The 26,747-nt window shown below is 73.8% G+C and carries 24 protein-coding genes and 1 pseudogene; 9 read left to right on the top strand and 16 right to left on the bottom strand.

Going from position 1 to position 26,747, the window contains the following annotated elements; translation table 11 throughout:
• Nucleotides 1–4: 4 nt before the first annotated feature.
• Nucleotides 5–1,021 (top strand): DUF8189 domain-containing protein, encoded by a 1,017-nt coding sequence (locus tag IE142_RS12775; RefSeq protein WP_191885841.1) that lies wholly within the window; start codon nucleotides 5–7, stop codon nucleotides 1,019–1,021.
• A 199-nt stretch (nucleotides 1,022–1,220) separates the two neighbouring features.
• On the opposite strand, the gene IE142_RS12770 is transcribed toward IE142_RS12775, so the two are convergent.
• The 5 genes from IE142_RS12770 to IE142_RS12750 all read right to left on the bottom strand — a co-directional run bounded on the left by IE142_RS12770 (nucleotide 1,221) and on the right by IE142_RS12750 (nucleotide 7,850).
• Nucleotides 1,221–3,350 carry a 3-hydroxyacyl-CoA dehydrogenase NAD-binding domain-containing protein gene (locus tag IE142_RS12770; RefSeq protein WP_191885840.1) on the bottom strand — a complete coding sequence of 710 codons (2,130 nt, stop codon included), beginning with the start codon at nucleotides 3,348–3,350 and terminating at the stop codon, nucleotides 1,221–1,223.
• Nucleotides 3,347–4,564 (bottom strand): thiolase family protein, encoded by a 1,218-nt coding sequence (locus IE142_RS12765; RefSeq protein WP_191885839.1) that lies wholly within the window; start codon nucleotides 4,562–4,564, stop codon nucleotides 3,347–3,349. The genes IE142_RS12770 and IE142_RS12765 overlap by 4 nt, the downstream gene beginning before the upstream one ends.
• A gap of 206 nt (nucleotides 4,565–4,770) precedes the next feature.
• A complete protein-coding gene (locus IE142_RS12760) occupies nucleotides 4,771–6,057 on the bottom strand; it encodes a ribonuclease D (RefSeq protein ID WP_191885838.1) in 1,287 nt (428 codons plus the stop codon).
• A 166-nt stretch (nucleotides 6,058–6,223) separates the two neighbouring features.
• On the bottom strand, nucleotides 6,224–6,883 hold the full coding sequence (locus IE142_RS12755) for a helix-turn-helix transcriptional regulator (RefSeq protein ID WP_043378652.1): 660 nt from the start codon (nucleotides 6,881–6,883) through the stop codon (nucleotides 6,224–6,226).
• Between the two features lie 289 nt (nucleotides 6,884–7,172).
• Entirely contained in the window at nucleotides 7,173–7,850 is a 678-nt protein-coding gene (locus IE142_RS12750; RefSeq protein ID WP_191885837.1) for a DUF3000 domain-containing protein, read from the bottom strand.
• Nucleotides 7,851–8,012: 162 nt separating this feature from the next.
• On the opposite strand from IE142_RS12750, the gene hemE reads away from it, so the two are divergent.
• Entirely contained in the window at nucleotides 8,013–9,080 is a 1,068-nt protein-coding gene (hemE, locus tag IE142_RS12745; protein ID WP_191885836.1) for a uroporphyrinogen decarboxylase, read from the top strand.
• Nucleotides 9,081–9,211: 131 nt separating this feature from the next.
• On the opposite strand, the gene IE142_RS12740 is transcribed toward hemE, so the two are convergent.
• On the bottom strand, nucleotides 9,212–10,030 hold the full coding sequence (locus IE142_RS12740; protein WP_043378644.1) for a rhomboid family intramembrane serine protease: 819 nt from the start codon (nucleotides 10,028–10,030) through the stop codon (nucleotides 9,212–9,214).
• A gap of 133 nt (nucleotides 10,031–10,163) precedes the next feature.
• Here IE142_RS12740 and IE142_RS12735 point away from each other — a divergent pair, with 133 nt between their 5' ends.
• Nucleotides 10,164–10,508 carry a hypothetical protein gene (locus tag IE142_RS12735; protein WP_191885835.1) on the top strand — a complete coding sequence of 115 codons (345 nt, stop codon included), beginning with the start codon at nucleotides 10,164–10,166 and terminating at the stop codon, nucleotides 10,506–10,508.
• A gap of 21 nt (nucleotides 10,509–10,529) precedes the next feature.
• Here IE142_RS12735 and IE142_RS12730 read toward each other — a convergent pair whose 3' ends face one another.
• Nucleotides 10,530–11,927, bottom strand: coding sequence for an FAD-dependent oxidoreductase (locus IE142_RS12730; RefSeq protein WP_191885834.1), 1,398 nt, complete (start codon nucleotides 11,925–11,927; stop codon nucleotides 10,530–10,532).
• A gap of 28 nt (nucleotides 11,928–11,955) precedes the next feature.
• A complete protein-coding gene (locus tag IE142_RS12725; protein ID WP_191885833.1) occupies nucleotides 11,956–12,954 on the bottom strand; it encodes a DUF4349 domain-containing protein in 999 nt (332 codons plus the stop codon).
• A 177-nt stretch (nucleotides 12,955–13,131) separates the two neighbouring features.
• On the opposite strand from IE142_RS12725, the gene hemG reads away from it, so the two are divergent.
• Both hemG and hemQ read left to right on the top strand, forming a co-directional pair.
• Nucleotides 13,132–14,610, top strand: coding sequence for a protoporphyrinogen oxidase (hemG, locus tag IE142_RS12720; RefSeq protein WP_191885832.1), 1,479 nt, complete (start codon nucleotides 13,132–13,134; stop codon nucleotides 14,608–14,610).
• Nucleotides 14,611–14,614: 4 nt separating this feature from the next.
• The gene (gene hemQ / locus IE142_RS12715) at nucleotides 14,615–15,346 is read left to right on the top strand and encodes a hydrogen peroxide-dependent heme synthase (RefSeq protein WP_191885831.1); all 732 of its coding nucleotides are present in this window, start codon (nucleotides 14,615–14,617) and stop codon (nucleotides 15,344–15,346) included.
• A gap of 4 nt (nucleotides 15,347–15,350) precedes the next feature.
• On the opposite strand, the gene IE142_RS12710 is transcribed toward hemQ, so the two are convergent.
• The 3 genes from IE142_RS12710 to IE142_RS12700 all read right to left on the bottom strand — a co-directional run bounded on the left by IE142_RS12710 (nucleotide 15,351) and on the right by IE142_RS12700 (nucleotide 19,236).
• The gene (locus IE142_RS12710) at nucleotides 15,351–16,931 is read right to left on the bottom strand and encodes an alpha/beta hydrolase (RefSeq protein ID WP_191885830.1); all 1,581 of its coding nucleotides are present in this window, start codon (nucleotides 16,929–16,931) and stop codon (nucleotides 15,351–15,353) included.
• Between the two features lie 116 nt (nucleotides 16,932–17,047).
• A complete protein-coding gene (locus IE142_RS12705) occupies nucleotides 17,048–17,842 on the bottom strand; it encodes a TIGR04222 domain-containing membrane protein (protein ID WP_191885829.1) in 795 nt (264 codons plus the stop codon).
• Between the two features lie 95 nt (nucleotides 17,843–17,937).
• Nucleotides 17,938–19,236 carry an MbnB/TglH/ChrH family RiPP precursor modification enzyme gene (locus IE142_RS12700; protein WP_229830417.1) on the bottom strand — a complete coding sequence of 433 codons (1,299 nt, stop codon included), beginning with the start codon at nucleotides 19,234–19,236 and terminating at the stop codon, nucleotides 17,938–17,940.
• Between the two features lie 189 nt (nucleotides 19,237–19,425).
• On the opposite strand from IE142_RS12700, the pseudogene IE142_RS39340 reads away from it, so the two are divergent.
• Together IE142_RS39340 and IE142_RS12695 are read left to right on the top strand one after the other, a co-directional pair.
• Nucleotides 19,426–19,536: pseudogene (locus IE142_RS39340) on the top strand (DUF2804 domain-containing protein); the annotation flags it as partial.
• An 82-nt stretch (nucleotides 19,537–19,618) separates the two neighbouring features.
• Complete coding sequence (locus IE142_RS12695) at nucleotides 19,619–20,245, top strand: DUF2804 family protein (RefSeq protein WP_229830401.1); 627 nt, start codon at nucleotides 19,619–19,621, stop codon at nucleotides 20,243–20,245.
• Nucleotides 20,246–20,266: 21 nt separating this feature from the next.
• On the opposite strand, the gene IE142_RS12690 is transcribed toward IE142_RS12695, so the two are convergent.
• Entirely contained in the window at nucleotides 20,267–20,992 is a 726-nt protein-coding gene (locus IE142_RS12690; protein WP_191885827.1) for a peptidyl-tRNA hydrolase, read from the bottom strand.
• Between the two features lie 43 nt (nucleotides 20,993–21,035).
• Here IE142_RS12690 and IE142_RS12685 point away from each other — a divergent pair, with 43 nt between their 5' ends.
• Nucleotides 21,036–21,890, top strand: a complete 855-nt coding sequence (locus IE142_RS12685; protein ID WP_191885826.1) for an ABC transporter ATP-binding protein — start codon at nucleotides 21,036–21,038, stop codon at nucleotides 21,888–21,890.
• Entirely contained in the window at nucleotides 21,887–22,558 is a 672-nt protein-coding gene (locus IE142_RS12680) for an ABC transporter (RefSeq protein ID WP_191885825.1), read from the top strand. Before IE142_RS12685 ends, IE142_RS12680 begins: the two co-directional genes overlap by 4 nt.
• On the opposite strand, the gene IE142_RS12675 is transcribed toward IE142_RS12680, so the two are convergent.
• The 4 genes from IE142_RS12675 to IE142_RS12660 form a co-directional block, all read right to left on the bottom strand.
• Nucleotides 22,550–22,747, bottom strand: coding sequence for a hypothetical protein (locus IE142_RS12675; protein ID WP_191885824.1), 198 nt, complete (start codon nucleotides 22,745–22,747; stop codon nucleotides 22,550–22,552). The genes IE142_RS12680 and IE142_RS12675 overlap by 9 nt on opposite strands.
• 18 nt (nucleotides 22,748–22,765) lie before the next feature.
• Entirely contained in the window at nucleotides 22,766–23,632 is an 867-nt protein-coding gene (locus tag IE142_RS12670; RefSeq protein WP_191885823.1) for a polysaccharide deacetylase family protein, read from the bottom strand.
• A gap of 95 nt (nucleotides 23,633–23,727) precedes the next feature.
• Entirely contained in the window at nucleotides 23,728–25,251 is a 1,524-nt protein-coding gene (locus IE142_RS12665) for an FAD-dependent oxidoreductase (RefSeq protein WP_191885822.1), read from the bottom strand.
• 55 nt (nucleotides 25,252–25,306) lie between these two features.
• Complete coding sequence (locus IE142_RS12660; RefSeq protein WP_191885821.1) at nucleotides 25,307–26,689, bottom strand: PhoX family protein; 1,383 nt, start codon at nucleotides 26,687–26,689, stop codon at nucleotides 25,307–25,309.
• Nucleotides 26,690–26,747 lie beyond the last annotated feature (58 nt).

Below are 26,747 nucleotides of genomic sequence, written 5' to 3'. Positions count from 1 at the left end.
TCAGGTGAACGGCGAGTGGCTCATACGCGGCCGGGACGGCCGACTCAGCGTCTACCAGATGTCCCACGATGCCGCCCTGTGCCGCGCGGAGCAGGTACCCGGCGGTTCCTGGGGCGCCCCGCGCAGGATCGGCGGGGACCAGCGGCTGCACCCCGGGCCGGCGGTCGGCCAGGGCGCCGACGCCTACGCGCACCTCGTCGCGTGGCGGCCCACGGTGTCCGGTGAGTCGGGCCTGGTGCACTGCACCCACTTCCGGCCGCTGCTGGCCGCCCTGGACTGGGAACCCGTCGGTCACCCGAACGGCACGGGGGACCGCACCGGCCCGCCCGCCGTCGCGGTCGACGGCCACGGCCGTGCCCACGTCTTCGTACGCAACGGCGGCGGGGGGCTCAGCATGCGGGCGCAGAAGCAGAAGGGCGGCTGGGGTCCGTGGCGCGACCTGAAGAGCGCGCAGCTCCAGGACGCGCCCGTCGCGGTGGCGGGCAGGGACGGACGCATCGAGGCCTACGCGTACCGCCCCGGAAGGCTCATTCACTGGCTCCAGGAGGAGCAGGCCACCGAATTCCGGATGGCGGACTCGGTGCAGACCGAGATTCGTCCGGGCACCCTGCGCGCCCTGGCCACCTCCGACGAGAACACCACCCTCTTCTTCACCGACGCGTCCGGCACCCTGTGCGCCTGGCGGCCCGGAGCCGAGCCCGTGCCCCTGGCCACCGCGGCGGGCCCCGGCCCGGTCGCGGCCGTCCGCTGCGAACTCGACGGCCACGACTGCACGTTGCTGGCCCAGCGCTCGTCCTCCGGCCGGATCGCCTTCGCGGCCTACCCCAGTGAAGAGGAGGCGGCGGGCGCCTGGTGGACCGAGTCGGGACCGGCGCTGCCGGCCGACGCGACGGTGTCCCTCGCCCTGGACGCCGACGCCCGTGTGGTCGCGGCGACCCTGTCCCCGTCCACCGGGCAGCTGCTGCTGGCGCGGCGGAAGGACGAGGCGGGGCTGGCGCTCGGGGCCTGGGAAGCGGTGTGAGGGGCCCCGCCGGGCCCGGGCCGTCGGGTAGGACGGGCGGACAGCAAGGCGGCCGAGGAGGGCTCGCGCGGGCCCTCCGGCAGGCGGAGCGTCAGGCGCCCGACCGTCACGGCACGGTCGTCACCCTGAGTCGCAGAACGCCCGACGGGCCGCACCGGATTCGTCCGGTGCGGCCCGTCGGTCTGTTTCGGGGGCGGAGCTACGCCGGAACCGAAGCCACCCCGGCCTCCAGGAACCGCTTCCCGTTCACCCGCTCGGACACGCCCTCACGGTCCAGGTACGGCGTGATGCCGCCCAGGTGGAAGGGCCAGCCGGCGCCGGTGATCAGGCAGAGGTCGACGTCCTGGGCCTCGGCGACGACGCCCTCGTCGAGCATCAGGCCGATCTCCTGGGCCACCGCGTCGAGCACCCGCGCCCGCACCTGCTCCTCCGTCAGGACGGTGTCGCCCTGCTTGAGGAGCGCGGCGACCTCCGGGTCCAGCTCGGGCTTGCCGCTGTCGTAGACGTAGAAGCCGCGCTTGCCCGCCTCGACGACCGCCTTGAGGTTGGGGGAGACCGTGAAGCGCTCCGGGAAGGCCCCGTTGAGCGTCTCCGAGACGTGCAGGCCGATCGCCGGGCCGACCAGCTCCAGCAGCACCAGCGGGGACATCGGCAGGCCGAGCGGCTCGACCGCCTCCTCCGCCACGTCCACCGGCGTGCCCTCGTCGATGACGTTCTGGATCTCGCCCATGAAGCGGGTCAGGATGCGGTTCACGACGAACGCCGGGGCGTCCTTGACGAGGACCGCGGTCTTCTTCAGCTTCTTGGCGACGCCGAACGCCGTGGCCAGCGACGCGTCGTCCGTCTGCTCGCCGCGGACGATCTCCAGCAGCGGCAGGACCGCGACCGGGTTGAAGAAGTGGAAGCCGACGACCCGCTCCGGGTGCTTCAGCTTCGACGCCATCTCCGACACGGAGAGGGACGAGGTGTTGGTGGCGAGGACCGCGTGTGCCGGGGCGACCGCCTCGACCTCCGCGAAGACCTTCTGCTTGACGCCCATCTCCTCGAACACGGCCTCGATGACGAAGTCCGCGTCCGCGAAGCCCTCGGCCTTGTCCAGGACGCCGGTCACCAGGGCCTTGAGGCGGTTGGCCTTGTCCTGGTTGATACGGCCCTTGCCGAGCAGCTTGTCGATCTCGGCGTGGACGTAGCCCACACCCTTGTCGACGCGCTCCTGGTCGATGTCGGTCAGCACGACCGGCACCTCCAGGCGGCGCAGGAAGAGCAGCGCGAGCTGGGAGGCCATCAGGCCGGCGCCGACGACGCCCACCTTGGTGACCGGGCGGGCCAGCGACTTGTCGGGCGCGCCGGCGGGGCGCTTGCCGCGCTTCTGCACCAGGTTGAAGGCGTAGATGCCGGAGCGCAGTTCGCCGCCCATGATCAGGTCGGCGAGGGCCTGGTCCTCGGCGTCGTAGCCCTGCTGGAGGTCGCCGTTCTTGGCGGCGGCGATGATGTCCAGGGCGCGGTAGGCGGCCGGGGCGGCGCCGTGCACCTTGGAGTCCGCGATGAAGCGGCCCTTGGCTACGGCCTGGTCCCAGGCCTCGCCGCGGTCGATCACCGGGCGCTCGACCTCGATCTCGCCCTTGAGGACGGACGCGGTCCAGAGCAGCGACTGCTCCAGGAAGTCCGCGCCCTCGAAGATCGCGTCCGCGATGCCGAGTCCGTGGACCTGCTCGCCCTTGAGCTGCTTGTTCTGGTTGAGACTGTTCTCGATGATGACCGAGACGGCCTTGTCGGCGCCGATCAGGTTCGGCAGGAGCGTGCAGCCGCCCCAGCCGGGGACCAGGCCGAGGAAGACCTCGGGGAGGGAGAAGGCGGGGACGGCCGCCGACACCGTCCGGTAGGAGCAGTGCAGGCCGATCTCCACGCCGCCGCCCATGGCCGCGCCGTTGTAGTACGCGAAGGTCGGCACGGCCAGCTTCGCCAGCCGCTTGAAGACGTCGTGGCCGCCCTTGCCGATGGCCAGCGCGTCCTCGTGCCGCTTCAGCAGCTCGACGCCCTTGAGGTCGGCGCCGACCGCGAAGATGAACGGCTTGCCGGTGACACCGACGCCGACGATGTCGCCGTCCGCGGCCTCCTTCTCGACCTGGTCGATGGCGGCGTCGATGTTCGCCAGCGACTGCGGGCCCAGCGTGGTCGGCTTGGTGTGGTCGTGACCGTTGTCGAGGGTGATGAGCGCGAAGCGCCCCGCACCCAGCGGCAGGTCGAAGTGACGTACGTGCGCGCTGGTGACGACCTCGCCGGGGAACAGCTCGGCCGCACCCTTCAGCAGCTCTGCGGTGGTGCTCACTTGTCCCCCTCGAAGTGCGGGTTCTCCCAGATGACCGTCGCGCCCATACCGAAGCCGACGCACATGGTGGTCAGGCCGTAGCGGACGTTCGGCTGCTCCTCGAACTGGCGGGCCAGCTGCGTCATCAGGCGGACGCCGGAGGAGGCCAGCGGGTGGCCGAAGGCGATGGCGCCGCCGTACTGGTTGACGCGGGCGTCGTCGTCGGCGATGCCGTAGTGCTCCAGGAAGGCGAGGACCTGGACGGCGAAGGCCTCGTTGATCTCGAACAGGCCGATGTCGGAGATCGACAGCCCGGCCTGGGCCAGGGCCTTCTCCGTGGCCGGGATCGGGCCGTAGCCCATGACCTCCGGCTCGACGCCCGCGAAGGCGTACGACACCAGGCGCATCTTGACCGGCAGGTCGTTCTCGCGGGCGAAGTCCTCGCTCGCGATGAGGGAGGCGGTGGCGCCGTCGTTCAGACCGGCCGCGTTGCCCGCGGTGACCCGGCCGTGCACGCGGAACGGCGTCTTCAGGCCCGCCAGGTTCTCCAGCGTGGTGCCCGGGCGCATCGGTTCGTCGGCGGTGACCAGGCCCCAGCCCGTCTCGCCCGCCTCCTCGTTGGTGCGGCGCACGGAGATCGGCACCAGGTCGGCCTGGATCTGGCCGTTGGCGTACGCCTTGGCGGCCTTCTCCTGCGAGCGCACGGCGTACTCGTCGGCGCGCCGCTTGGTGATGCTCGGGTAGCGGTCGTGCAGGTTCTCGGCCGTCATGCCCATGAACAGGGCGGACTCGTCGACCAGCTTCTCGCTGACGAACCGCGGGTTCGGGTCGACGCCCTCGCCCATCGGGTGGCGGCCCATGTGCTCGACACCGCCCGCGATGGCGACGTCGTACGCGCCGAAGGCGACCGAGCCGGCCACCGTGGTGACGGCGGTCAGGGCGCCCGCGCACATGCGGTCGATCGAGTAGCCCGGGACCGAGGTGGGCAGGCCCGCCAGGATGCCGGCGGTGCGGCCGATGGTCAGGCCCTGGTCGCCGATCTGCGTGGTCGCGGCGACGGCGACCTCGTCGATCTTCTTGGGGTCGAGACCGGGATTGCGGCGCAGCAGCTCCCGGATCGCCTTCACGACCAGGTCGTCGGCGCGGGTCTCGTGGTAGATGCCCTTCGGGCCCGCCTTGCCGAACGGGGTGCGGACGCCGTCTACGAAGACGACGTCCCTGACGGTACGAGGCACGATGGCTCTCCTCCAGGGTGCGGGATGGCACTGCTGCGGCACGCATGCACTGAGCGCGCGCTCAGCCCCATGCTACTTGTGGGTAACGTAGCTGCCCAGTCCCCCCGGCTGGAGCGGCGAACGTCACACCGCCGCTGCGGCGCTCCACCTCGAGGACACGGCTGTGCGCTTCGTCCCTGGATACCGGCGATGCCCCGCCGCTCCTGCTACGACACGCCACCGGCCAGCGCCGTCACCAGGACCGGCGTCACCTGTTCCACCTGCCAGGGCCGAGCCCCGTGCCCGGCGAGGGCCGCGCCCACCGATTCCTCGTCGAGGGTGGCCGGGGGCTCCCAGCACACCCTGCGCACCGTGTCCGGCGTGATCAGGTTCTCCTGCGGCATGTTCAGCCGCTCGGCGAGCGCGCTCACCGCGGCCCGCGCAGCGGTGAGCCGGGCCGCGGCGGCCGGGTCCTTGTCGGCCCACGCCCTGGGCGGCGGGGGGCCGGTCACCGGCTGGCCGGGCTGCGGCAGCTGCGACTCGGACAGGCCCCGGGCCCGGTCGACCGCCACCTGCCACTGCTCCAGCTGCCGGCGGTTGACCCGCCCGAAACCGTTCAGCGCGGCCAGCGCGTGCGCGTTGGGCGGCAGCGCGAGCGCCGCCTCGACGATGGCCGCGTCCCCGAGCACCTTGCCCGGCGAGACGTCCCGGCGCTGCGCGATCCGGTCCCGGGTCTGCCACAGTTCGCGCACCACGGCGAGCTGACGGCGACGGCGCACCTTGTGCATGCCGGACGTACGGCGCCACGGGTCCTTGCGGGGCTCGGGCGGCGGGGCGGAGGCGATCGCGTCGAACTCCTGCCGGGCCCACTCCAGCTTGCCCTGCCGGTCCAGTTCCTTCTCCAACGCGTCGCGCAGGTCGACGAGGAGCTCGACGTCGAGCGCGGCGTAGCGCAGCCACGGCTCGGGCAGCGGACGCGTGGACCAGTCGACGGCCGAGTGGCCCTTCTCCAGGACGAAGCCCAGCACGTTCTCCACCATCGCGCCGAGGCCGACGCGGGGAAAGCCGGCCAGCCGTCCCGCCAGCTCGGTGTCGAAGATGCGGGTGGGCACCATCCCTATTTCGCGCAGGCACGGCAGGTCCTGGGTGGCCGCGTGCAGCACCCACTCGGTGTCCGCGATCGCCGCGCCCAGCCCGGACAGGTCGGGGCAGGCCACCGGGTCGATCAGCGCGGTGCCGGCGCCCTCGCGGCGCAACTGCACCAGGTACGCCCGCTGTCCGTAGCGGTAGCCGGAGGCGCGCTCGGCGTCGACGGCGACCGGGCCGTGCCCGGCGGCGAAGGCGGCGGTCACCTCGGCGAGGGCCGCCGCGTCGGCGATCACCGGCGGAATGCCCTCGCGTGGTTCTAGCAAGGGGGTCGGCGCCTGACTCACAGAAGATCCGGCGTCGTCCGGAGGGGCGCCTCCGGTGGTTCGCAGTGAACGGTCTGCTGCGGTTTCGTGGGCGTCGGTCACCTGTCAAGGGTATCCGTGCATCGACCGCGCCCGCCGACGGAACGTTCCGTCGGCGGGCGTCGGGGGGTCGTAAACCAGTCAGGTCAGTGAAAGATCGGCGTCACGAGGACGGTGGCCGGCGGTCATGGAGGGCGGGAGACGAGAGGGGAGCGGAGAGGGTAAGCGGTCAGTGGATGATCCCGGTCCGCAGCGCCACGGCGACCATCCCGGCGCGGTCGCCCGTGCCGAGCTTGCGGGCGATGCGGGCCAGGTGGCTCTTGACGGTCAGGGCGGACAGGCCCATCGAGACGCCGATCGCCTTGTTCGACTGGCCCTCCGCGACCAGGCGCAGCACCTCGACCTCGCGGCCGGAGAGCTCGCGGTAGCCGCCCGGGTGGCTCGGGGCGCCCGGGGGGCGGCGGTGCAGGCGGGCGGCGGCGCCGATGGGGGCGGCGCCCGGCCGGGTGGGGAGCCCGACGTTGGTGCGGGTGCCGGTGACGACGTAGCCCTTGACGCCGCCGGCGAGGGCGTTGCGCACGGCGCCGATGTCGTCGGCGGCGGACAGGGCGAGGCCGTTGGGCCAGCCCGCGGCGCGGGTCTCCGACAGCAAGGTCAGGCCGGAGCCGTCGGGGAGGTGGACGTCGGCGACGCAGATGTCGCGGGGGTTGCCGATGCGGGGACGAGCCTCCGCGACGGACGAGGCCTCGATGACATCGCGCACACCGAGCGCCCACAGGTGGCGGGTGACGGTGGAACGGACGCGCGGGTCGGCCACGACCACCATGGCGGTCGGCTTGTTCGGGCGGTAGGCGACCAGGCTTGCAGGCTGCTCGAGGAGAACGGACACCAGGCCTCCTGGGGTGCGGGACGGGGCCGGCTCGTGGGGGGTGAAGCCGGGACGAACCGTGCTTTCAAGGTCACAGTCGTCTTCGGCACCGAACGCGTCCGCCTTTAGAGAATGATCACGATCTGGTGAGTAACAATCCGAGCAATTCGGACATGCGGTCGATCATTCGAAGACCGAACGGTTCCGTACTTTGTCGATAAGGGGTCGAAAGTGGCCGTGTCGACAAAGTGACGGAACGTTTCGCGGGCCGGACCGGGCCCGGGTGCGGGGACCTGGGGAGCGGGTGGCCCTAGCGCGACTGCGGGCCGCGGCGCTGCGGCAGCGTCACGATCGACGCGTCGCCGGGCGCGGCCGGCGGCAGACCCGCGACCTGCGCCAGCAGGTCGCACCACGAGGCGAGGTGCGCCGCGGTGTCCGGGACGCCGCCCAGACCCTCGCGCGGCGTCCAGGACGCCCGGATCTCGATCTGCGAGGCCGACGGCCGCGCCGAGAGCCCTCCGAAGTAATGGGAACTCGCGCGCGTGACCGTGCCGCTGGGCTCGCCGTAGGTCAGCCCGCGCGCCTGCAGCGCACCGGTGAGCCAGGACCAGCAGACGTCCGGCAGCAGCGGGTCCGCGGCCATCTCCGGCTCCAGTTCGGCCCGCACCAGCGTCACCAGCCGGAAGGTGCCGTGCCAGGCGTCGTGCCCGGCCGGGTCGTGCAGCAGTACCAGCCGTCCGTCCGCCAGGTCCTCGTCGCCGTCGACGACCGCCGCCTCCAGGGCGTACGCGTACGGAGCGAGCCGCTTCGGCGGGGGCACCGCCTCCACCTCGATCTGAGGACGCAGCCGCGCGGCCCCGAGCGCCTCGACGGCGGCCGCGAAGGGCGGCGGAGCCGCACTCCCCGTACGCCGGGAATCCTCCTCGGTGCCCTTCGTCTCGTCCATTCCGCCAGCGCCGTCCGACGATCGTCCCTGAGCCGCAGCCATGCGGGGAAGGTTAAGCGGAACAGCGACCGGGCGCAGTGAGGGACACCCGCGTGCGGGCGCGATGTCCGGATCACGCGGTCCCGCGCGGGCGCCCCCGCGCCGCTCGCACGCGGTCGCACCCGTGGTCCGGCGCTGTCCGAGGGGCATGCGAGACTTTCCGGTGTGAGTGCCAACCAGAGCCCCGCGGGCAAGCAGCCGACCGCCACGTACGACTCCGCGTTCCTCAAGGCGTGCAGGCGTGAGCCGGTGCCGCACACCCCCGTGTGGTTCATGCGGCAGGCCGGGCGCTCGCTGCCGGAGTACCGCAAGGTGCGCGAGGGCATCCCGATGCTCGAGTCCTGCATGCGGCCGGAACTGGTCACCGAGATCACCCTCCAGCCGGTGCGCCGGCACGGCGTGGACGCGGCGATCTTCTTCAGCGACATCGTGATCCCGCTCAAGGCGATCGGCATCGACCTCGACATCAAGCCGGGCGTCGGCCCGGTCATCGAGAAGCCGATCCGCACCCGCGCCGACCTGGCCCGGCTGCGCGACCTCACCCCCGAGGACGTCTCCTACGTCACCGAGGCCTTCGGCCTGCTCACCCGCGAGCTCGGCGCCACCCCGCTGATCGGCTTCGCGGGCGCGCCGTTCACCCTCGCCAGCTACCTCGTCGAGGGCGGCCCGTCCCGCAACCACGAGCACACCAAGGCGCTCATGTACGGCGACCCGCAGCTGTGGGCCGACCTGCTGGACCGCCTCGCCGAGATCACGGCCGCCTTCCTCAAGGTGCAGATCGAGGCGGGCGCGAGCGCGGTCCAGCTCTTCGACTCCTGGGTCGGCGCCCTGGCCCCCGCGGACTACCGTCGCTTCGTGCAGCCTGCCTCCCGCAAGGTCTTCGAGGCCGTCGCCGGATACGGCGTGCCGCGCATCCACTTCGGCGTCGGCACCGGTGAACTCCTGCGCGACATGGGCGAGGCCGGCGCGGACGTCGTCGGCGTCGACTGGCGGGTCCCGATGGACGAGGCCGCCCGCCGGGTCGGCCCCGGCAAGGCGTTCCAGGGCAACCTCGACCCCGCCGTCCTCTTCTCCACTCCACAGGCGGTCGAGACCAGGACCCGCGAGATCCTGGACGCCGCGGCGGGCCTGGAGGGCCACGTCTTCAACCTCGGCCACGGCGTCCTGCCCGACACGGACCCGGACGCGCTGAGCCGCCTCGTGGAGTACGTGCACACGCAGACCGCGCGCTGAGGACCGTCGGCGCACCGACCCACCGGGCCGCCCGGCGACAACGTGCGCCGGGCGGCCCCGTCCGGCCCCCCTTCACGCCGGAGCCCGGACGGATCAGGGCCTCCCACGCCCGGCCCCGCCGCCGTGCGCCGTCACCACCCAGGCCGCGCCCGCCTCCCGAACAGCAGCCCGCGCGGCTCCGGCGGTGGCGGGGTGCCGCGGCGCAGCGGCCAGGCGATCAGCATGCCGGCCACGAAGCCGAAGACATGGGCCGCGTACGCCACGGTGCCGGCCTGCGAGACGGCCCCGCCGGAGGAGTAGACCGCCTGGAGCCCGAACCAGAAGCCCAGCACGATCCAGGCCGGCAGCCGCAGCGGCAGGAAGATCAGGAAGGGCACGAGAACCCAGACCCGGGCCTTCGGATAGAGCACCAGATACGCGCCGAGCACACCGGCGATCGCTCCCGAGGCACCGATCAGCGGGGCGCCGGACTCGGAGTCGAGGAGGGCGAAGCCGTAGGTCGCCGCGTAGCCGCAGACGCCGTAGAAGAGCAGGTAGGGCAGGTGGCCCAGGCGGTCCTCGACGTTGTTGCCGAAGATCCACAGGAAGAGCATGTTGCCCAGCAGGTGCAGCCAGCCGCCGTGCAGGAACATCGCCGTCAGGACGCTCAGCTCGGGGGACTTGTCGTAGTCCGGCGGCCCGACCACGCACCCCGGTCCCTGCGGGCCGACCCCCGTGTCGCCCGTGGGTACCAGGGCGGGCATCCGGTGGTGGAGCAGCTCCTGCGGCACCGCCGCGTACTGGTCCAGGAAGGCCTCGAGGTGGCACAGCTGCGCCAGACTGCCCTCGCCCGTCACGGACCCGGCCGTTCCCGGGGTGAACAGGAAGACCAGGACGTTGGCGAGGATCAGGGCGTACGTCACCCAAGGGGTGCGCCGGGCGGGGTTCACGTCATGGACGGGGATGACCACGAGAGACTACTGCCCTCCCCGCCGCCGGCGAATCGGTGATCCCCTGAACGCCGCAGTCCCGTCGTGCGTATGTCACCCCAACCGCCCGCGGCCCGGGGAAGGCGGGGCGTGGGGACGACGTGAGGAACAGGCGATGAACGAACGGGTCACACCGGCTCCCGCGATGCACGCCCTGCCCGACGGCGAGGCCGAGGTCGCCCTCGTGCTGCGCCTGCCCTGGGAGGACGTCGCCCGGCTCGGTCAGGAGGCCGGGCGGCTGGCCGTGCAGATGCAGCGGCCGGTGACACTGGACGAGGCGGTGAGCCACCGGCTGCGCTCCGCGCGGGGCGCCGCGCACGCCAGGCCGGCCGGTGAGCAGCCGCCCGCGGTGGGGGCACCGGCCACGGCGACCGCCCCGGCCTCGGTGTCGTCCATGCCCTCGCGGCCCCCGGCGGAGCAGGCGCGGCAGGCCATCGACCGGATCAACGGGACGGCGTGACCCACCCGTCGGACACGGTCCTCAGCCCTCCTGCCGCACCGCCCGCGCCGCCTTGCGGGCGGCCACCAGCACGGGATCCCACACCGGTGAGAACGGCGGCGCGTAGCCGAGGTCCAGGGCCGTCATCCGCTCCACCGTCATCCCGGCGGTGAGGGCCACCGCGGCGATGTCGACCCTCTTGCCCGCACCCTCACGGCCGACGATCTGCACGCCGAGCAGCCGCCCCGTGCGCCGCTCGGCGAGCATCTTCACCGTCATGGGGGAGGCGCCCGGGTAGTAGCCGGCGCGACTGGTGGACTCGATGGTGGCCGTCACGAACCGCAGCCCCGCCCGCAGCGCGTCCTTCTCGCGCAGTCCGGTCCGCGCGATCTCCAGGTCGCAGACCTTGCTGACCGCGGTGCCCACCACCCCCGGGAAGGTGGCGTAACCGCCGCCCGCGTTGGTGCCGATCACCTGGCCGTGCTTGTTGGCGTGCGTGCCGAGCGGGATGTGCCGCTCCTGCCCCGAGACCAGGTCGAGCACCTCCACGCAGTCGCCGCCGGCCCAGATGTTCTCGTACCCGCGCACCCGCATGCCCAGGTCGGTCAGCAGCCCGCCGTGAGCGCCCAGCGGCAGCCCGGCGGCCTCGGCCAGTCCCGTCTCGGGGCGCACGCCGATGCCGAGGACCACCACGTCCGCCGGGTACTCGGCGTCCGCGGTGGCCACCGCGCGGACCCGGCCGTCGTCCCCGGTGAGCACCTCGGTGACCTCGGCGCCGTTCACCATGGTGATGCCGAGGCCCTCCACCGCCTCGTGCACCATGCGGCCCATGTCCGGGTCGAGCGTCGACATCGGCTCCCGGCCGCGGTTGACCACCGTCACCTCGTAACCGCGGATGATCAGCGCCTCGGCCATCTCCACGCCGATGTAGCCGGCGCCGACGACCACCGCGCGACGGCCGCGCGTGCGGGCCAGCGTGTCGAGCAGGGCCTGCCCGTCGTCCAGCGTCTGCACCCCGTGGACGCCGGGCGCGTCGACGCCCGGCAGCCCGGGACGGATCGGGCGCGCCCCGGTCCCGATCACGAGCTTGTCGTACGACGTCCAGGACTCCGCCCCCGTGTCGACGTCACGCGCGCGCACCCGCCCTCCGGCGACGTCGATCTCCGTGACCTCGGTGCGCATCCGCAGGTCGATGTCCCGCGCGCGGTGCTCCTCGGGCGTCCGCGCGATCAGCTCGTCCCGGTCGGCCACCTCGCCGCCGACCCAGTACGGGATGCCGCACGCCGAGAACGAGCTGAAGTGGCCGCGTTCGAACGCCACGATCTCCAGCTCGTCCGGGCCCCTCAGTCGGCGGGCCTGGGACGCCGCGGACATCCCCGCGGCGTCCCCGCCGATCACGACCAGTCGCTCCCTCGTACCGCCCGCAACGCTCATGCTCATGCGAACACGCTACGGGGGGCGGGGTGTTTCAGTCCCGCCCGCCCGGCTCCTCGCGGGGCGTGGTCCCGGGGGCCGGCCGGGCCGTCGGCAGCGAAGCCGACGCCGCCGAGGAAGCCGTGGCGGGCGCCGCGGGCACCGGCGCCGGGCGGCGCGGCAGCCGGGGACGCACCACCCGCAGCCACACCGCCACCAGCAGTGCCGCCACCACGGCGAAGGGGAGCACCGCGCCCACCGCGACCGCCATCCAGCGCAGCATGGTCACGAAGGCGTCCCAGCCGCCGGCCAGGGCGTCCGTGAACCCGGGGTCGTCGTCCTTCTCCGCCCGTTCCACCGGCGTCTCGGACAGGGAGAGGGTGATGGTGGCCAGGCCGGTGCGGTCCTTCAGGGACGCCTGCTGGGCCAGCAGCGCCTCCAGTTCGGCCTGACGGCTGCTCAGCTCGCCCTCCAGCGTCACCACGTCGCTCAGCTTCGTGGCCCGGTCCATCAGCTCGCGCACGCGGACGACGCTGGCGCGCTGGGACTTTATCCGGCTCTCCACGTCGACGACCTGGTCGGTGACGTCCTCCGCCTCGGCGTTGCGGTTCAGCAGCTTCCCGGCGCCCTCCAGGTCGTCCAGGACGTCCTGGTAGGAGTCGACGGGCACGCGCAGCGTCACCCGGGTCCGCTCGTGACCGTCCCCGTCCCGGCCGGTGGTCTCGTCGCCCACGTAGCCACCCGCGTTCTCGGTGGTGTCCCGGGCTTCGGCGAGGGCCTTGTGGACGTCCTCGACCTGCACCGTCAGTGAGGCGGTGCGGATGACGTGACTCGCGGCGGCCTTCGGCGGCGCGCTCGCCCCGGCGCCTTCCGCCTTGCCGCCCGCGGCGCCCTGGCGGTCGTTCATCGCCGGGGGCGCGGCCTCCCCGGCCGCGCTGTCCGCGCCGCTCGCACCGGAGTCGCCCCCGGCACTGCATCCGGTGAGCGCCAGCGCGGCGGCCAGCAGGACGGCGGCCAGGGCCGGAACGGGACGTGCGGAACGTGGTGTGCGCATGGGACCCCCGAGATCGTCGGTACGACTGTCGTTCCTACGACGCGGCAACCGGCCCCGGGGTCGGCGCGAAACGGTCCCGAACAGGTCACGGTCCGGACTCGCGGGGCGCCGTACGCGGCCCGTTCCCGCTCCCGGCCCGCGGCCGTCGCTGTCAGTGGGGTCTGAGACGCTGGAGGCATGAGCGCAAGGGAGACCTCCGCGGGTGAGACCCCCGCGGACACGGGGCACGTCGTCGTCATCGGGGGCGGGATCGCCGGACTGGCCGCCGCCCACCGGCTGCTGGAGCGTGGCGCGCGGGTGACCGTGCTGGAGGCGTCCGACCGCGTCGGCGGCAAGCTGCTGCCCGGCGGGATCGCGGGCGTGCGCGTCGACCTCGGCGCCGAGTCCATGCTGGCCCGCCGCCCCGAGGCCGTCGGCCTGGCCCGCGAGGTCGGCCTCGCCGACCGCCTCCAGCCGCCGGCCACCGCCTCGGCCTCCCTGTGGACCCGCGGCGCCCTGCGCCCCATGCCCAAGGGCCACGTCATGGGCGTGCCCGGCACCGCCGCCGCCCTGGCCGGCGTCCTCTCCGAGGAGGGCCTCGCCCGCATCGAGCGCGACGCGGAGCTGCCCCGCACCGAGGTCGGCGACGACGTCGCGGTGGGGGAGTACGTGGCGGCGCGCCTGGGCCGCGAGGTCGTCGACCGCCTCGTCGAACCGCTGCTGGGCGGCGTCTACGCGGGCGACGCCTACCGCATCTCCCTGCGCTCCGCCGTGCCCCAGCTCTTCGAGGCCGCCCGCACCCACACCTCCCTCACCGAGGCGGTGCGCGCGATCCAGGGCCGCACGGCCACCACACCGCAGACCGGCCCGGTGTTCATGGGCATCGAGGGCGGCATCGGCACCCTCCCGCTCGCGGTCGCGGAGTCGGTGCGCGCGCGGGGCGGCGAAATCGTCACCCACGCGCCCGTGACGGAGCTGCGCCACACCGCCGACGACGGCTGGCGCATCACCACCGCCGACCGGGTGCTGCACGCCGGCGCGGTCGTCGTCGCCGTCCCCGCCCGCCCCGCCGCCGACCTGCTGCGCGCCGAGGTCCCCGCCGCCGCGGCCGAGCTGGCCGCCGTGGAGTACGCCTCCATGGCCCTGATCACCCTCGCCTACCGCCGCGCGGACGCGGCCGCCCTCCCCGAAGGCAGCGGCTTCCTCGTGCCACCGGTCGACGGCCGCACCGTCAAGGCGTCCACCTTCGCCTCCCGCAAGTGGGGCTGGATCGACGCCGAGGACCCGGACCTGGTCGTCCTGCGCACCTCCGTCGGGCGGTACGGCGAGACGGAGATCCTGGACCGCGACGACGCCGGCCTGGTCGACGTCTCCCGGCACGATTTGAAGGAGGCCACCGGCCTGGCCGCCGAGCCCGTCGCCACCCGGGTCACCCGCTGGCACGACGGCCTGCCCCAGTACCCCGTCGGTCACCACGCGCGCGTGGCCCGGGTCCGCGAACACGTCGCGAAGCTCCCGGGCCTCGCCGTGTGCGGTGCGGCCTACGACGGTGTCGGCATCCCGGCGAGCATCGCGAGCGCCTACGCGGCCGTGGACCGGATCCACGGCGACCCGCGCGGTGTGGAGGAGCTCACCGCCCACCCGGTGCAGAGCCTGCACGGGGGAGCGGGAGAATAGGGTCATGAGTGACGACGCCTCCACCCCCGCCGCCGAGCGGATCCCCAACAAGGGCAAGCTGGCCAAGGACCTCAACGAGGTCATCCGCTACACCCTCTGGTCCGTCTTCAAGCTGAAGGACACCCTCCCGGAGGACCGCGCCGGGTACGCCGACGAGGTCCAGGAGCTCTTCGACCAGCTCGCCGCCAAGGACGTGACGATCCGCGGCACCTACGACCTGTCCGGTCTGCGCGCGGACGCCGACCTCATGATCTGGTGGCACGCCGAGACCGCCGACCAGCTCCAGGAGGCGTACAACCTCTTCCGTCGCACCAAGCTCGGCCGCGCGCTGGAGCCCGTCTGGTCGAACATGGCGCTGCACCGTCCCGCCGAGTTCAACCGCTCGCACATCCCGGCCTTCCTGGCCGACGAGACGCCTCGGAACTACATCAGCGTCTACCCGTTCGTGCGCTCCTACGACTGGTACCTGCTGCCCGACGAGGACCGCCGCCGCATGCTCGCCGACCACGGCAAGATGGCCCGCGGCTACCCGGACGTGCGCGCCAACACGGTCGCCTCGTTCTCGCTGGGCGACTACGAGTGGATCCTCGCCTTCGAGGCGGACGAGCTGCACCGCATCGTCGACCTCATGCGCCACCTGCGGGGCTCCGAGGCGCGGATGCACGTCCGCGAGGAGATCCCCTTCTTCACCGGTCGGCGCAAGGACCTCGCCGAACTGGTCGCCGGGCTGGCCTAGCCAGTCAGGCCCTCGGCTCCGGTGCCGGGCGCGGGGCGCACGACGTGTCCCGCGCCGGGAGGCGGCCCCGGAGCAGGTACGCCTCCAGGTGGCCGTTGACGCAGGTGTTCGGTCCGCCGCCGATGCCGTGCGTACCCGTGTCCCGCTCGGTCACCAGCACCGAGCCCGACAGCCGTCGGCGCAGCTCCAGCGCCCCCTCGTACGGGGTCGCCGCGTCCCGCTCGGCGGCCATGATCAGCGTCGGCGGCAGCTCGCCCGGCCCGGTTCGCACGTCGAGGGGATCCTGCCGGGGCGCCCGCCAGTAGGCGCAGGGCAGGTTCGTCCACACGTTGTCCCACGTCTCGAACGGCGCCCGGCGTGCCAGCCGCGTGTTGTCCCGGTCCCACACCTCGAAGTCGGCCGGCCAGGGCGCGTCGTTGCACTCGACGGCCGTGTAGACGGCACTGGAGTTCTCCGACTCGACCGCCGACTCCTTCGGGTGCGTCCCCGCCTGGTCGATCAGCGGCTGCGGGTCGCCCTTCAGGTAGGCCGAGAGTGCCTCGGCCCGGTGCGGCCAGTAGTCGTCGTAGTACGCGGCCTTCAGCATCGCCCCCTGCAACTGCGCGGGGCCCACCGTGCCGCCCGCGGGCTCCGCCGCGAGCCGGGCACTCGCCTCCTCGTAGCCCTTCTGGACCTCCTGCGGCGTGTCTCCGAGCCCGTACACGGCGTCGTGCCCGGCGATCCACTTCTTGAAGTCCCCCCATCGGTCCTCGAAGGCCTCGGACTGGGCCAGGTTGTTGCGGTACCAGACCCTCTCGGGATCGGGGTTCACCACCGAGTCGAACACCATCCGCCGCACCCGCGAGGGGAACAACTCCGCGTACAGCGCCCCGAGGTACGTCCCGTACGACGCCCCCATGAACGTCAGCCGCTCCTCGCCCAGCGCGGCCCGCACGACCTCCAGGTCACGGGCGTTGTTGAGGGAGTGGTAGTGCCGCAGCGCGTCCCCGGCCCGGTCGGCGCAGCCGCGCGCGTACGCCTCGGCCTCGGCGGCGCGCTGCTTCTTGTACGCGTCCGTGGGCTGCGTGGGCGCCGGGCGAGGGCCCTCGATGAAGCCGCCGGGGTCCTGGCAGGAGAGCGGGGCGGAGGGGGCGACCCCGCGCGGGGCGTATCCGACGAGGTCGTAGGCCGCGGCGATCCGCTTCCACTCGGGCACCATGCCGACCAGCGGGAAGTACAGTCCCGAGGCGCCCGGACCGCCCGGGTTGTGGAGAAGCGCGCCCTGCCGGGGAACCTCGCGCCTGTCGTCGTCCGGGTCCTTGTGGGTGGCCCGCACCCGGCTGACGGTGAGCTCGATCCGCTTCCCGTCGGGGTGCGCGTAGTCCAGCGGCACGGTGACCGTGCCGCACCGCACGGTGGCCGGCAGGTCCTCCGATGCCGGGCACCTGCCGAACTCGATGCCGGCCGCCGCCGCGCGCCGGGCGGCCACGGCGGCGCCGCGCGCCTCGGTGGCCCCGGGCCCGGCCGGAGTCCCTGCCGCCGGAGCGGCGGCGAGAGTGGTCAGCAGCAAGGACCCGGCGGCACAGTAGAGGGCGGCAGCTCGCATCGCGTATCCCTTCGGCGCACGGCGTGACACAAGGGATGCTCGGTACGGCGACCCGGCGGGGCAAGCACCGCCCGCGGGTGTCGGGCGCAGTGCCTCCGTACGCCCCCCCCGGCGCGTCAGGCCCGGCGCTGCCGGCGCTCCTCGACGTACCGCTCACGGTGGGCGAAGGCCGCGCGCAGGTCCGGTTCGCCGATCGCGTGCACGCCGCGCACGGCGACCGAGGTCAGATACGTACGGTCGTCCGCCGAGCCGTCGGCCTGCCGGACCAGGGCACCGATCATCCGCTGCCCGGCCGGTGAGGCCCAGCGTGAGTACGGGTGGACCTCCATCCGCGTGATGGCGAGGCACCCCAGGGTCAGGGCGAGCGGCAACGTGAACCACAGGGCGATCAGGAGGCGCGGCTGGTCCGCGGGCAGCGGCAGGGCCAGCGCGGCGGCGCCCAGCGCGCAGACGGTGACCGCGGCGACCCGCACCCGCTGGACCCCGGCCGCGACGCCGCGGGCGCCGTCCGGCACGGCGAGGCCCGCCCTGACCAGCCGGTCGGCCAGACCCCGCACCGCGTCGGCGGCGGCAGCGGCGGACCGCACCGGCGCTATCCGGGACTGGCCCTCGGGCCCTATCGCCCCTATGACCGACCGCTCCATCTCGTCGCGCCCGCACGGGTCGACGACGGTCGCCCAGCCGGTGTGCGCGAGCAGCAGCCGACGCTGGCGTGCCATGGAGACCAGCGTCAGATCGGCGACCCTCCGGGGACCACCGGCCAGGAACGCCGCCTCGTAGAGAGTCAGCGAGTGCTCACGGTCGACGGCGGGCGGGGCGACGGCCGCCGCGCGTACGGCGGCCAGGCACAGCCGCAGGCACGCCAGGCCGGCGACCGCCCAGGCGGGCAGGAGGAGAAGGACCCAGAACATGCCGTACTTCTATGCCGAATGGTTTCGCCGGCGCCATGCCCTGTTCACATGTCGGGACGCAGTGTTGTATGTGTGTGACGTTCCGTTTGTGCCGCTCAGGCTGCCCGGCGGCGCAGCAGCACCCGCCCCGTCGCACGAGCCCACCGGACCCCGGAACGCCTCGTACGCGGCACCGGACCCTCTCGCTCCAGCCACCACTCCCGCAGCTCCCGCCGGGCATCGTCGTCCCGCGGACGCCCGTCCCGCAGCAGCCGCTCGGCGAAGTCGAGGGCGTCCCTGCGGTATCCGCCGGTCATCGGCCGCCGCTGGGCGTACTCGAGGAAGGCAGGCCGGTACCCGGCGCCGAGGATCACCGGCAGTTCGGGCGCGACCTTGGCGACCACGTCCGCCCGCTTCCCGGCGAGCGCCCGCGCCTGCACGCCCAGCCGTACCCGGTCGAACCCCTCGGGCGCCGGCGTCCCGGCGACCAGCGCGGACAGCAGCGCGGTCTGCGCGAGGGCGAGCCGCTGCCGTGCGGCCCGGTCGGCGTCGGTCTCGTCGCGCGCGGCTCGCGAGGGGGCGGCGGAGACGGGCGAGGCGGGACGCGCGGACGGTGCCGCCTCGGCCGCCACCGACGCCCGGCCTGACACCCGCCCCTTCTCCACGGCGGCCCGGATCGCCGCCACCTCGCCCTCCAACTCCTCGGCCGTCGGGAAGTTCTCGTCACGCTCCAGCAGGACGCCCGGCGGCGCCACCCGCGAGGCCAGGGCGGTCAGGATGTCGAGCACCGGCTGTGCGACGGGGTGGGCGTGGCTGTCGTGCCAGACGCCGTCCCGTTCGAAGCCGCCCGCGACATGGACGTAGGCGATGGCCTCCAGGGGAAGTTCGCCGAGCGCCTCGGCCGGGTCCTCACCGCGGTTGACGTGGTTGGTGTGCAGGTTCGCCACGTCGATCAACAGCCGCACCCCCGTCCTATCGGCCAGCTCGTACAGGAACTGACCCTCCGTCATCTCCTCGTCCGGCCAGGAGATGAGCGCGGCGATGTTCTCCACGGCGAGCGGCACGGGCAGCGAGTCCTGTGCGATGCGCACGTTCTCGCACAGCACGTCGAGGGCGTCGCGGGTGCGCGGCACGGGCAGCAGGTGTCCGGCCTCCAGCCGATGGGAGGCGGTCATGGGACCGCCCGCCCGGACGAACGCGATGTGCTCGGTCACCAGCGGCGACCCCAGTGCCTGAGCACGCTCGGCCAGCGCCGTGAGCCGTCCCGCGTCCGGCCGTTCGGCCCCGCCGAGCCCCAGCGCGACCCCGTGCGGCACCACCGTCACGCCGCGTTCGCGCAGCCGGACCAGGGAGTCGGGCAGATGTCCGGGACAGAGGTTCTCGGACACGGCCTCGACCCAGTCGATGCCGGGCATCGCCTCGACGGCACCGGCGATCTCAGGGCGCCATCCGATGCCGGTTCCCAGCTGCTGTGCTCGCCGCACGGTTCCGTCCCCCTCCTGCCGACTTGCCGGAGGTATCGCCCGTCCGGCCCGGCACCAATCGCGGGGGCGCGGGTTCAGAGGAACATCTGAGGTTCGCCACCCGCCCGTCAGGCTCCGCCCATGGCGACGCACGAGCGAGAGATCGCCGATCCAGTCGACCTCCGTCTGCCCGACGGCAGGCGCGATCCCGACGCCGTCGGCTGGTCCGGAGTGCCGCTGCACCGTGCGGAGCTGCGCGGCTGGGGCCGCACCAAGCGATGGCAGTACTGGTGTGTGACGACATCCACGTACGCCGGGAGCCGGGGACGTCGTCGTGGGCCCCGAGCGGCCGACCCGGGGCAAGGTGCGGGTGGAGATCCGCGACGAGCCGGGCGGCACCCGGCTGCGGGCCCCCTGCCTCACGCCGGACCGGCTGCCGCTGGAGGTCGACCTGCTGGTCCAGCGGCCGGAGGGCCACGAATCGCTCTCAGTCGTGGTGCCGTGGAGCCAACGGCGTTTCCGGTACGCCTCCGAGCACACCGCCCTCCCCGCCACCGGAAGGGTCAGGACCGGCACCGAGACGCTGGGGTTCGGCGGGGACGACGGCGAGGCGTGGGCCGTACTGGACCACGGCCGGGGTCGCTGGCCGCGCACGGCCGACTGGAAGTGCGGCGCCGCCTCCGGCCGTACGGACGGGCACACGGTGGGTCTCCAGTTCGGTGGGCGCTGCACCGAGGGCACCGGGTCGGCCGAGAACGGCCTCTGCGTGGTCAGCCGCCCCACCGGGATCGGCGAGGAGCCGGAGTGGCGCTGGCCCGCCTCCGACCCGCACCGGTCTGATCGTCAACCGCACCGACCAGTGCTTCGCCACTACGACGGCCGGATCCGCACGGACGCCGGCACCGAGATCCCCGTGCAGGGCCTCCTGGGCTGGGCCGAGGACGTGCACATACGCTGGTGACCGCCGCGCCGGCGCCGGACGTCACCGCCTGGTGAGCGCCGGGTGATCGGCCACCACCGTGCACGAGCCCGGCGCGATCTCCGTGAACCCGGCGTCCCGGACCACCGGCAGTCCGCTCGTCGTGAGGCCGGGCCAGCGGGCGGCGTCCGCGGTGCGCACGGCGAGGGGGAAGCCCGCGTCCCGCCAGGCGTCCCGGGCCGCGTCGTCCAGCTCCCACCAGGCGAGCTGCGCGCCGTGACCGGCCTGGGCCATCGCCTTGCCCGCCGACATGTCCAGCTCCGGGTTCATCCAGAGCACCGGCGCGGACGGGTCGGCCCCGACCGGCGGCTCCGGGTCGTCGAGATCGGTGCCGGAGACCTGGAGGCGGGCCAGGTCCTTCGGCCAGCCGTCCAGCGGGACCGGCGGGAAGACCCGTACCTCCGCCGACTTCCCGGTGACCGTGATGCCGGGCAGCGCCTCGGCCCGCCGCCACTCGGCGCCGCGCGCCCGCCGCACGACCTTGCGGATGCGCGCGTCCTGCCAGTCCCGCACCGCCCGCGCCCACTCGCCGTCGCCGGTCGACCGCTCGTCGCCCAGCATCACCAGCACCGCCCGGGCCGCGGTCTCCAGCGCGTCGGTACGCGGCGGCGGGGCCGCCCGCTCGATGCGGACGACCAGCGGCAGGACGTACTGCGGCGCGAGGTCGCGGTCGCCGGGCTCGGCGCGGAAGGGGCTGTCGGGGACGGGCGTCGTCGCGTCGTTGCTCACGCCCACAGTCTGCCAAGGCGTGCGGCCGCGAGAGTATGACCCCATGCGAAGCGAGCTACGGCTGGACGGAGTGGGCCGCCGCTACGGCATCCGCGGGCCCTGGGTCCTGCGCGGCGTCGACCTGGCCGTACCGCCCGGCACCCTCGTCCGGATCGAAGGCACCAACGGCACCGGCAAGTCGACCCTGTTGCGCCTGCTCGCCGGGATCGACGCCCCCACCGAGGGCCGGGTCACCGGCCGGCCGCGCACGGCCTGCGTCCCCGAACGCTTCCCGCCCGCCCTGCCCTTCACCGCCGCCGCCTACCTCACCCACCTGGGCACCGTGCACGGGCTGTCCCGCCGGGCGGCGACCCGTGCGGCCGGGCAGTGGCTGGAACGACTGGGCGCCGCCGGGTACGCCGGCACCCCGCTGGCGCGGCTGTCCAAGGGCAACGGTCAGAAGGTGGCGGTGGCGCAGGCCCTGCTGGCCGAACCGGAACTGCTCGTCCTCGACGAGGCCTGGACCGGGCTGGACACCGAGGCGCGGGAAGAACTCGACCGGGCGGTCGCGGAGCGTACGGCTGCCGGGGGCGCCGTCGTCTTCGTCGACCACGACCCGCGCCGCCTGGCCGCCGCGCCCGACGCCACCTACGCCGTCCGCGACGGCGGCCTGCACCGCCGCACCGCGCGCGTCCCGGCCCCGGAGGGGCCCCGCGTCGTCGTCCGGGCGCACGGTCCGCACGGCGGCGCCCCGCCCGCCGAGGCACTGCGGGTCACCGCCTCCGCTGAGGAGCACCGCCCCGGCCACTACACGCTCACCGTCCCCGCCTCCCACTCCGACGTCCTGCTGCGTACGCTCCTGACCGCCGAGCCGCCGTGGCACGTGGCGAGCGTGCACGCCCAGGAGGACCTCCGATGACCGCCCTCTTCCGCTATCAGGCCGCGCTCCTGCTGCGCTCCCAGCGCTGGCTCCCGCCCGTCGTCCTGTACGCCGCCGTCCTCGCCGTCGGCGTACAGGGCGGCCAGCCGGTGCTCGACTCGCTGGGCTGGGCGGCGGCCGTGCTGCTGCCGGTCGCGGCCTGGCTGGTGCGGATCTGCGTCAGCGGCGAGCCGCCCGCCGCCCGCGGCTGCGTCGCGGCGGCGCGAGGCCCGGCGCGGGCCCATCTCGCCTGTGTGCTGGTCGCCCTGGCCGCCGCCCTCGTGCTGGGCGCGGCCGCCACCGTCGTGGTCACGCTGATCAGCGCCCCGGCCGCCTCCGACCACACCACTCGGGTGCCCCCGCTCGCGGCCGGCGCCTCCGGACTGCTCGCGGTGCTGGTGTGCGCCCTGCTCGGCGCCGCCGTCGGCGCGCTCACCTCCTGGCCGCTGCTCCGTTCGCCCGGCCGCGCGGTTCCGGCGCTGCTGCTCGCAACCCTGCTCGCGCTGGTGGCGACGGGCTCCCCGGCACGGGCGGCGGTCAGCGGACTGGTCACCGGCTCGCGGGCGGGCACCGTACCTCTGCCGCTGCTCCCGCTGGGCGCGGCCGTGCTGATCGCCGGGGCCGCGTTCGCGGCGGCCTGCCGGCTCAGCTCGCGCAGGTCAGCCTGAGCAGGCCGTCCGCTGGGCCTCCTGCCACTCGCAACGCGGGCACATGGTGATCCCCCTGTACGACTCGGCGTACTCCGTCGGTTCCCGGCACAGCACGCACTCCGCGTACGGCGGGCCGTCGGCCTTCGGCGGCCGGGCCGCGTCGATCAGGCAGTAGTCGTCGATGCGCAGGTCGTCGTCGCTGCTCATGCCTCCAGCGTAGGCCCGTCAGCGGCGGCCGTTCGCGGCCCCGATCAGCTCCGAGACCTTGACGAACCGGTAGCCCTGCCTCCGCAGCTCGGGGACGATCTTGCGCACCGCCTCCTCGGTGACCGGGGCGGCGCTGCGGGTGCAGTGCATGACGACGACCGACCCCGGCTGCACCCCGTCAAGCACCTGGCGGGCCACCGCGTCGGCATCCGTGGCGAAGGCGTCCCCGCTCACCACGTCCCACTGCACCGCGGTGACGCCGGCCGCCGTCAGCGCCTTGAGGGCCGCCGTGTCGTGGCAGCCGCCCGGGAAACGGAAGTACGGCATCGGGTCCGGCACCCCGGCCTCGCGGAACGCCGCGTACGCCCGCTCCACGTCGGACCGCATCCGCTCCTCCGGGACGGTCGGCAGGCCGTAGCAGTCGTCGGTGAAGGCGTAGTGGCTGTAGGAGTGGTTCGCGATCTCGAACCGCGGGTCCCGGCCGATGGACCGGGCGGCGTCCGGGTACTCCTCGGCCCACCGGCCGGTCATGAACACCGTGGCCGGCACCTCCAGCTTCCGCAGCGTCGCGATCAGTGCCGGATTGTCGAACCGCTCGCCGGCCGCGGCCCGCGGTCCCTGGTCGGCCGTCATGTCGGCGTCGAAGGTGAGGGCGACCGTCCTGCCGTCGGCGCGCGGACCGTGCTCGAAGACGGGAGTGAGACCCGCCGGCCCCGGCGCGAGGGTGGGCGGACGGGACGGTGCGGCCTCGGAAGCGGTGGCGGAGGGCGCGGACGGCGCCGGGCGGGGGGCATGACCCGGCTCGGTGCTCCCGCAGGCGGCGAGGGCGACGGAGGAGGCGGCCAGGGCGCACAGTGCGGCGGCGCGGCGTACGTGAGTGGTCACCGCACGAACGTATGAGTGTGTTGTTCGGTTCGTACGACTATGCGTGGTGACGTGCCCGGGTCGTCACCCTCCCGGATCAGGCGTCGCCGCGCCGGTCAGATGTCCCGCCGCTCTAGCGGCTTCGTCGCCGGGCCCTGGATCACCTTGCCGTCCGTGTCGAAGCGGGAACCGTGGCAGGGGCACTCCCAGGCCCGCTCGGCCGCGTTGAAGCTGACCAGGCAGCCGAGGTGGGTGCAGCGCGACGACACGGCGTGCAGCGCGCCCGCCTCGTCCCGGTAGACCGCCAGCCGGTCGCCGCCCACCCGGACCAGGGCACCCTCACCGGGCGGCAGGGCGTCCACGGGCGGGGCGGGCCGCAGGCGGTCGCCGACGAAGTGGCGCGCGACCTCCGCCTGAGTCTTGAAGAACGACGGCGCCTCACGCACCGCCGTGCGCAGTCGCCGTGGGTCGTACAGCCCGCTCCACGGGCACTCCTCGCCGGTGATCTGCGCGGTGAGCAGCCGGCCCGCCATCATGCCGCCGCTCAGTCCCCAGCCGCCGAAGCCGGTGGCGACGTAGGTGTGCTTCGCGCCCGGGTGCAGCGGGCCGACCAACGGCACGGTGTCCGTCGGGTCGATGTCCTGGGTCGCCCACGCGTAGGTGAGGTCGACGCCGGGGAAGTGCTCGCCGGCCCAGGCGGACAGACGGTCGAAGCGCTCCCGGGTGTCCCCCGTGCCGGGAGTGAAGTGCTCCCCGGTGACGATGAGCAGTCGGCGGCCCGCCTCGTCCAGGGGCGCCGTGCGGACCGAGCGGGTGTTGTCGTCCGGCGTGATGTACATGCCGTCGACGTCGCGGTCCGCCTCGATGCTCCCGGCGACGACCAGCTCGCGGCGCGGGGAGAGACGGGCGAACAGCAGAGCCCGGTCGAAGATCGGGTAGTGGGTGGCGACCACGACGTCCCGCGCGGTGACCGTCGCCCCCGACTCCGTCGACACGCGGCACGGCCCGCCCTCGTCCAGACCGTGCACGGTGGTGCCCTCGAAGATCCGCCCGCCGTGCGCCTCCAGGTCCTCGGCGAGGGCCAGCAGGTACTTGCGCGGGTGGAACTGCACCTGCCCGGTGACCTTGACCGCGCCCGCGACCGGGAACGGCAGCCCCGTCTCCGTCTCGAACGTCGCCGGCAGCCCCGCCTCCCTCGCGGCGGCCGCCTCGGCCCGCAGCTCGTCCACCCGGCCCGCGTCGCAGACGTACGTGTACGCGTCCCGGGTCTCCCAGTCGCAGTCGATGCCCAGCTCTTCGACGATCCCCGCGGCGTGCTCGATCGCCTCGGACTGCGAGCGGGCGTACAGCCGGGCGCCCCCGGGACCTCGGGTGCGGCGCAGCTTGTCGTAGACCAGCGAGTGCAGGGCGGTCAGCTTGGCGCTGGTGTGCCCGGTGACACCGGCGGCGACCCGCCCGGCCTCCAGCACCGCCACACTGCGTCCCGCCCGCGTCAGTTCCCAGGCCGTGCTGAGACCGGCGACGCCCGCGCCGATCACGGCGACGTCGACGTCGAGATCCTCCGCGAGGGCGGGGCGCGGCGCACCGCCCGGTGCCGTCTGAAGCCAGTAGGAGCCCTTGACCTGTGCTTTCTCCGTCATGCGGTGCCGGGTACCCACAGGTCGGGCTTCAGTGCCCGGGCGGTGCGCCCGGCGGCTACCTGCGCCAGGGGCCCGTCACCGCGAACGTGGTCCCGGGCCTGTAGCAGTTGACGTACATCGTGTCCCCGTCGGGCGAGAAGGTGACCCCGGCGAACTCACCCCACTCGGGCTCCTCCTCGGTCCCGATGTTCTGGGCGCCGCGGGCCATGGCGTAGACGTCGCCGCGCCGGGTCACGCCGAAGACGTGCTGGGCGCCGTTGCCGTCCTCGCAGACCATCAGGCCGCCGCTGGGGGCGAGACAGATGTTGTCCGGGGACTCGCCCGGCAGCTGCACGTCGGTGTCCGGCCCGAAGACGATCACCAGGGTGAGACGGCGCCGCTCGGGGTCGTAGCGCCAGATCTGGCCGTAGTGGTCGGCGGCGGAGCCCTCCGCGCTGCGGGCGAAGGACGACACGAAGTACACGCTGCGCCCGCCCCAGTAGCAGCCCTCCAGCTTCTGCGCGTGCGTGATGCCGCCCCGGCCGAAGTCCTGGAACCGGATGGGGGACTCGACGGCCAGCGGGTCGGGTACGTCGACCCATTCGATGCCGTCGAAGCAGGCGCCCGTCTCCTGGATCGACGACAGGTCGGGGACGCCCGGCACGCGCATCGCCTGGAGCCGGCCGCCCGCCCGCAGCGAGCCCGTGCCGCCCAGCGGCTTCTCGGGCAGGAACCGGTAGAAGAGGCCGAACGGCCGCTCGAAGGCGTCCTCCGTCTCGTAGACGACGCCCCGGCGCGGGTCCACGGCGATCGCCTCGTGCTGGAAGCGGCCCATCGCGGTCAGCGGCACCGCACCGGTGCGGTGCGGGTCGGCGGGGTCGACCTCGAAGATGAACCCGTGGTCCTTGGTGTAGCCGTTGGTGCCGGCCTTGTCCTCGGTCTCCTCGCAGGTCAGCCACGTGTGCCAGGGGGTCGGGCCGCCCGCGCAGTTCACGGCCGTACCGGCGATCGCGACCCGTTCGTCACGGACGTGGTTGCGGTGGTCCAGGCTCAGGGCGGTGCAGCCGCCCTTGCCCTCCGGGTCGTACGTCAGACCCTCCACCGTGGGGACGGGGAACCGGCCGTCGGCGCGGTTCTCGTGGTTGCGGACGAGGTGCACGCGGCCGTGTCTGCCCGGGAAGGCCGACATGCCGTCGTGGTTGGACGGGACCGGGCCCTCACCGGAGCGGAGCTCGTCGCCCTCGCGGGACAGGACCCGGTAGCGGAATCCCTCGGGCAGGTCCAGCAGACCGTCGGGGTCGGGGACCAGGGGGCCGTAGCCGGTGCGGCCCGGGGAGTGCGCGGCGGCGGTGCCGGCGAAGAGTTCGGACAGGGCTCCGGTGAACGCGATGCCCGCACCGAGGGCACCGGTGCGGGCGAGTATCTGACGACGGGTCGCGTCGCGACTGGACGTGGACATGGGGCGACCTTCCTGCTGGCGGACAGGACTGTGACCCGCCGTGTTCTATCACCTGCCG

This window comes from Streptomyces mutabilis (assembly GCF_014649815.1).
Classification (GTDB): domain Bacteria; phylum Actinomycetota; class Actinomycetes; order Streptomycetales; family Streptomycetaceae; genus Streptomyces; species Streptomyces mutabilis.
The sequence above is the reverse complement of the archived record's forward strand: the minus strand, read 5'-3'. Positions and strand labels throughout refer to the sequence as shown.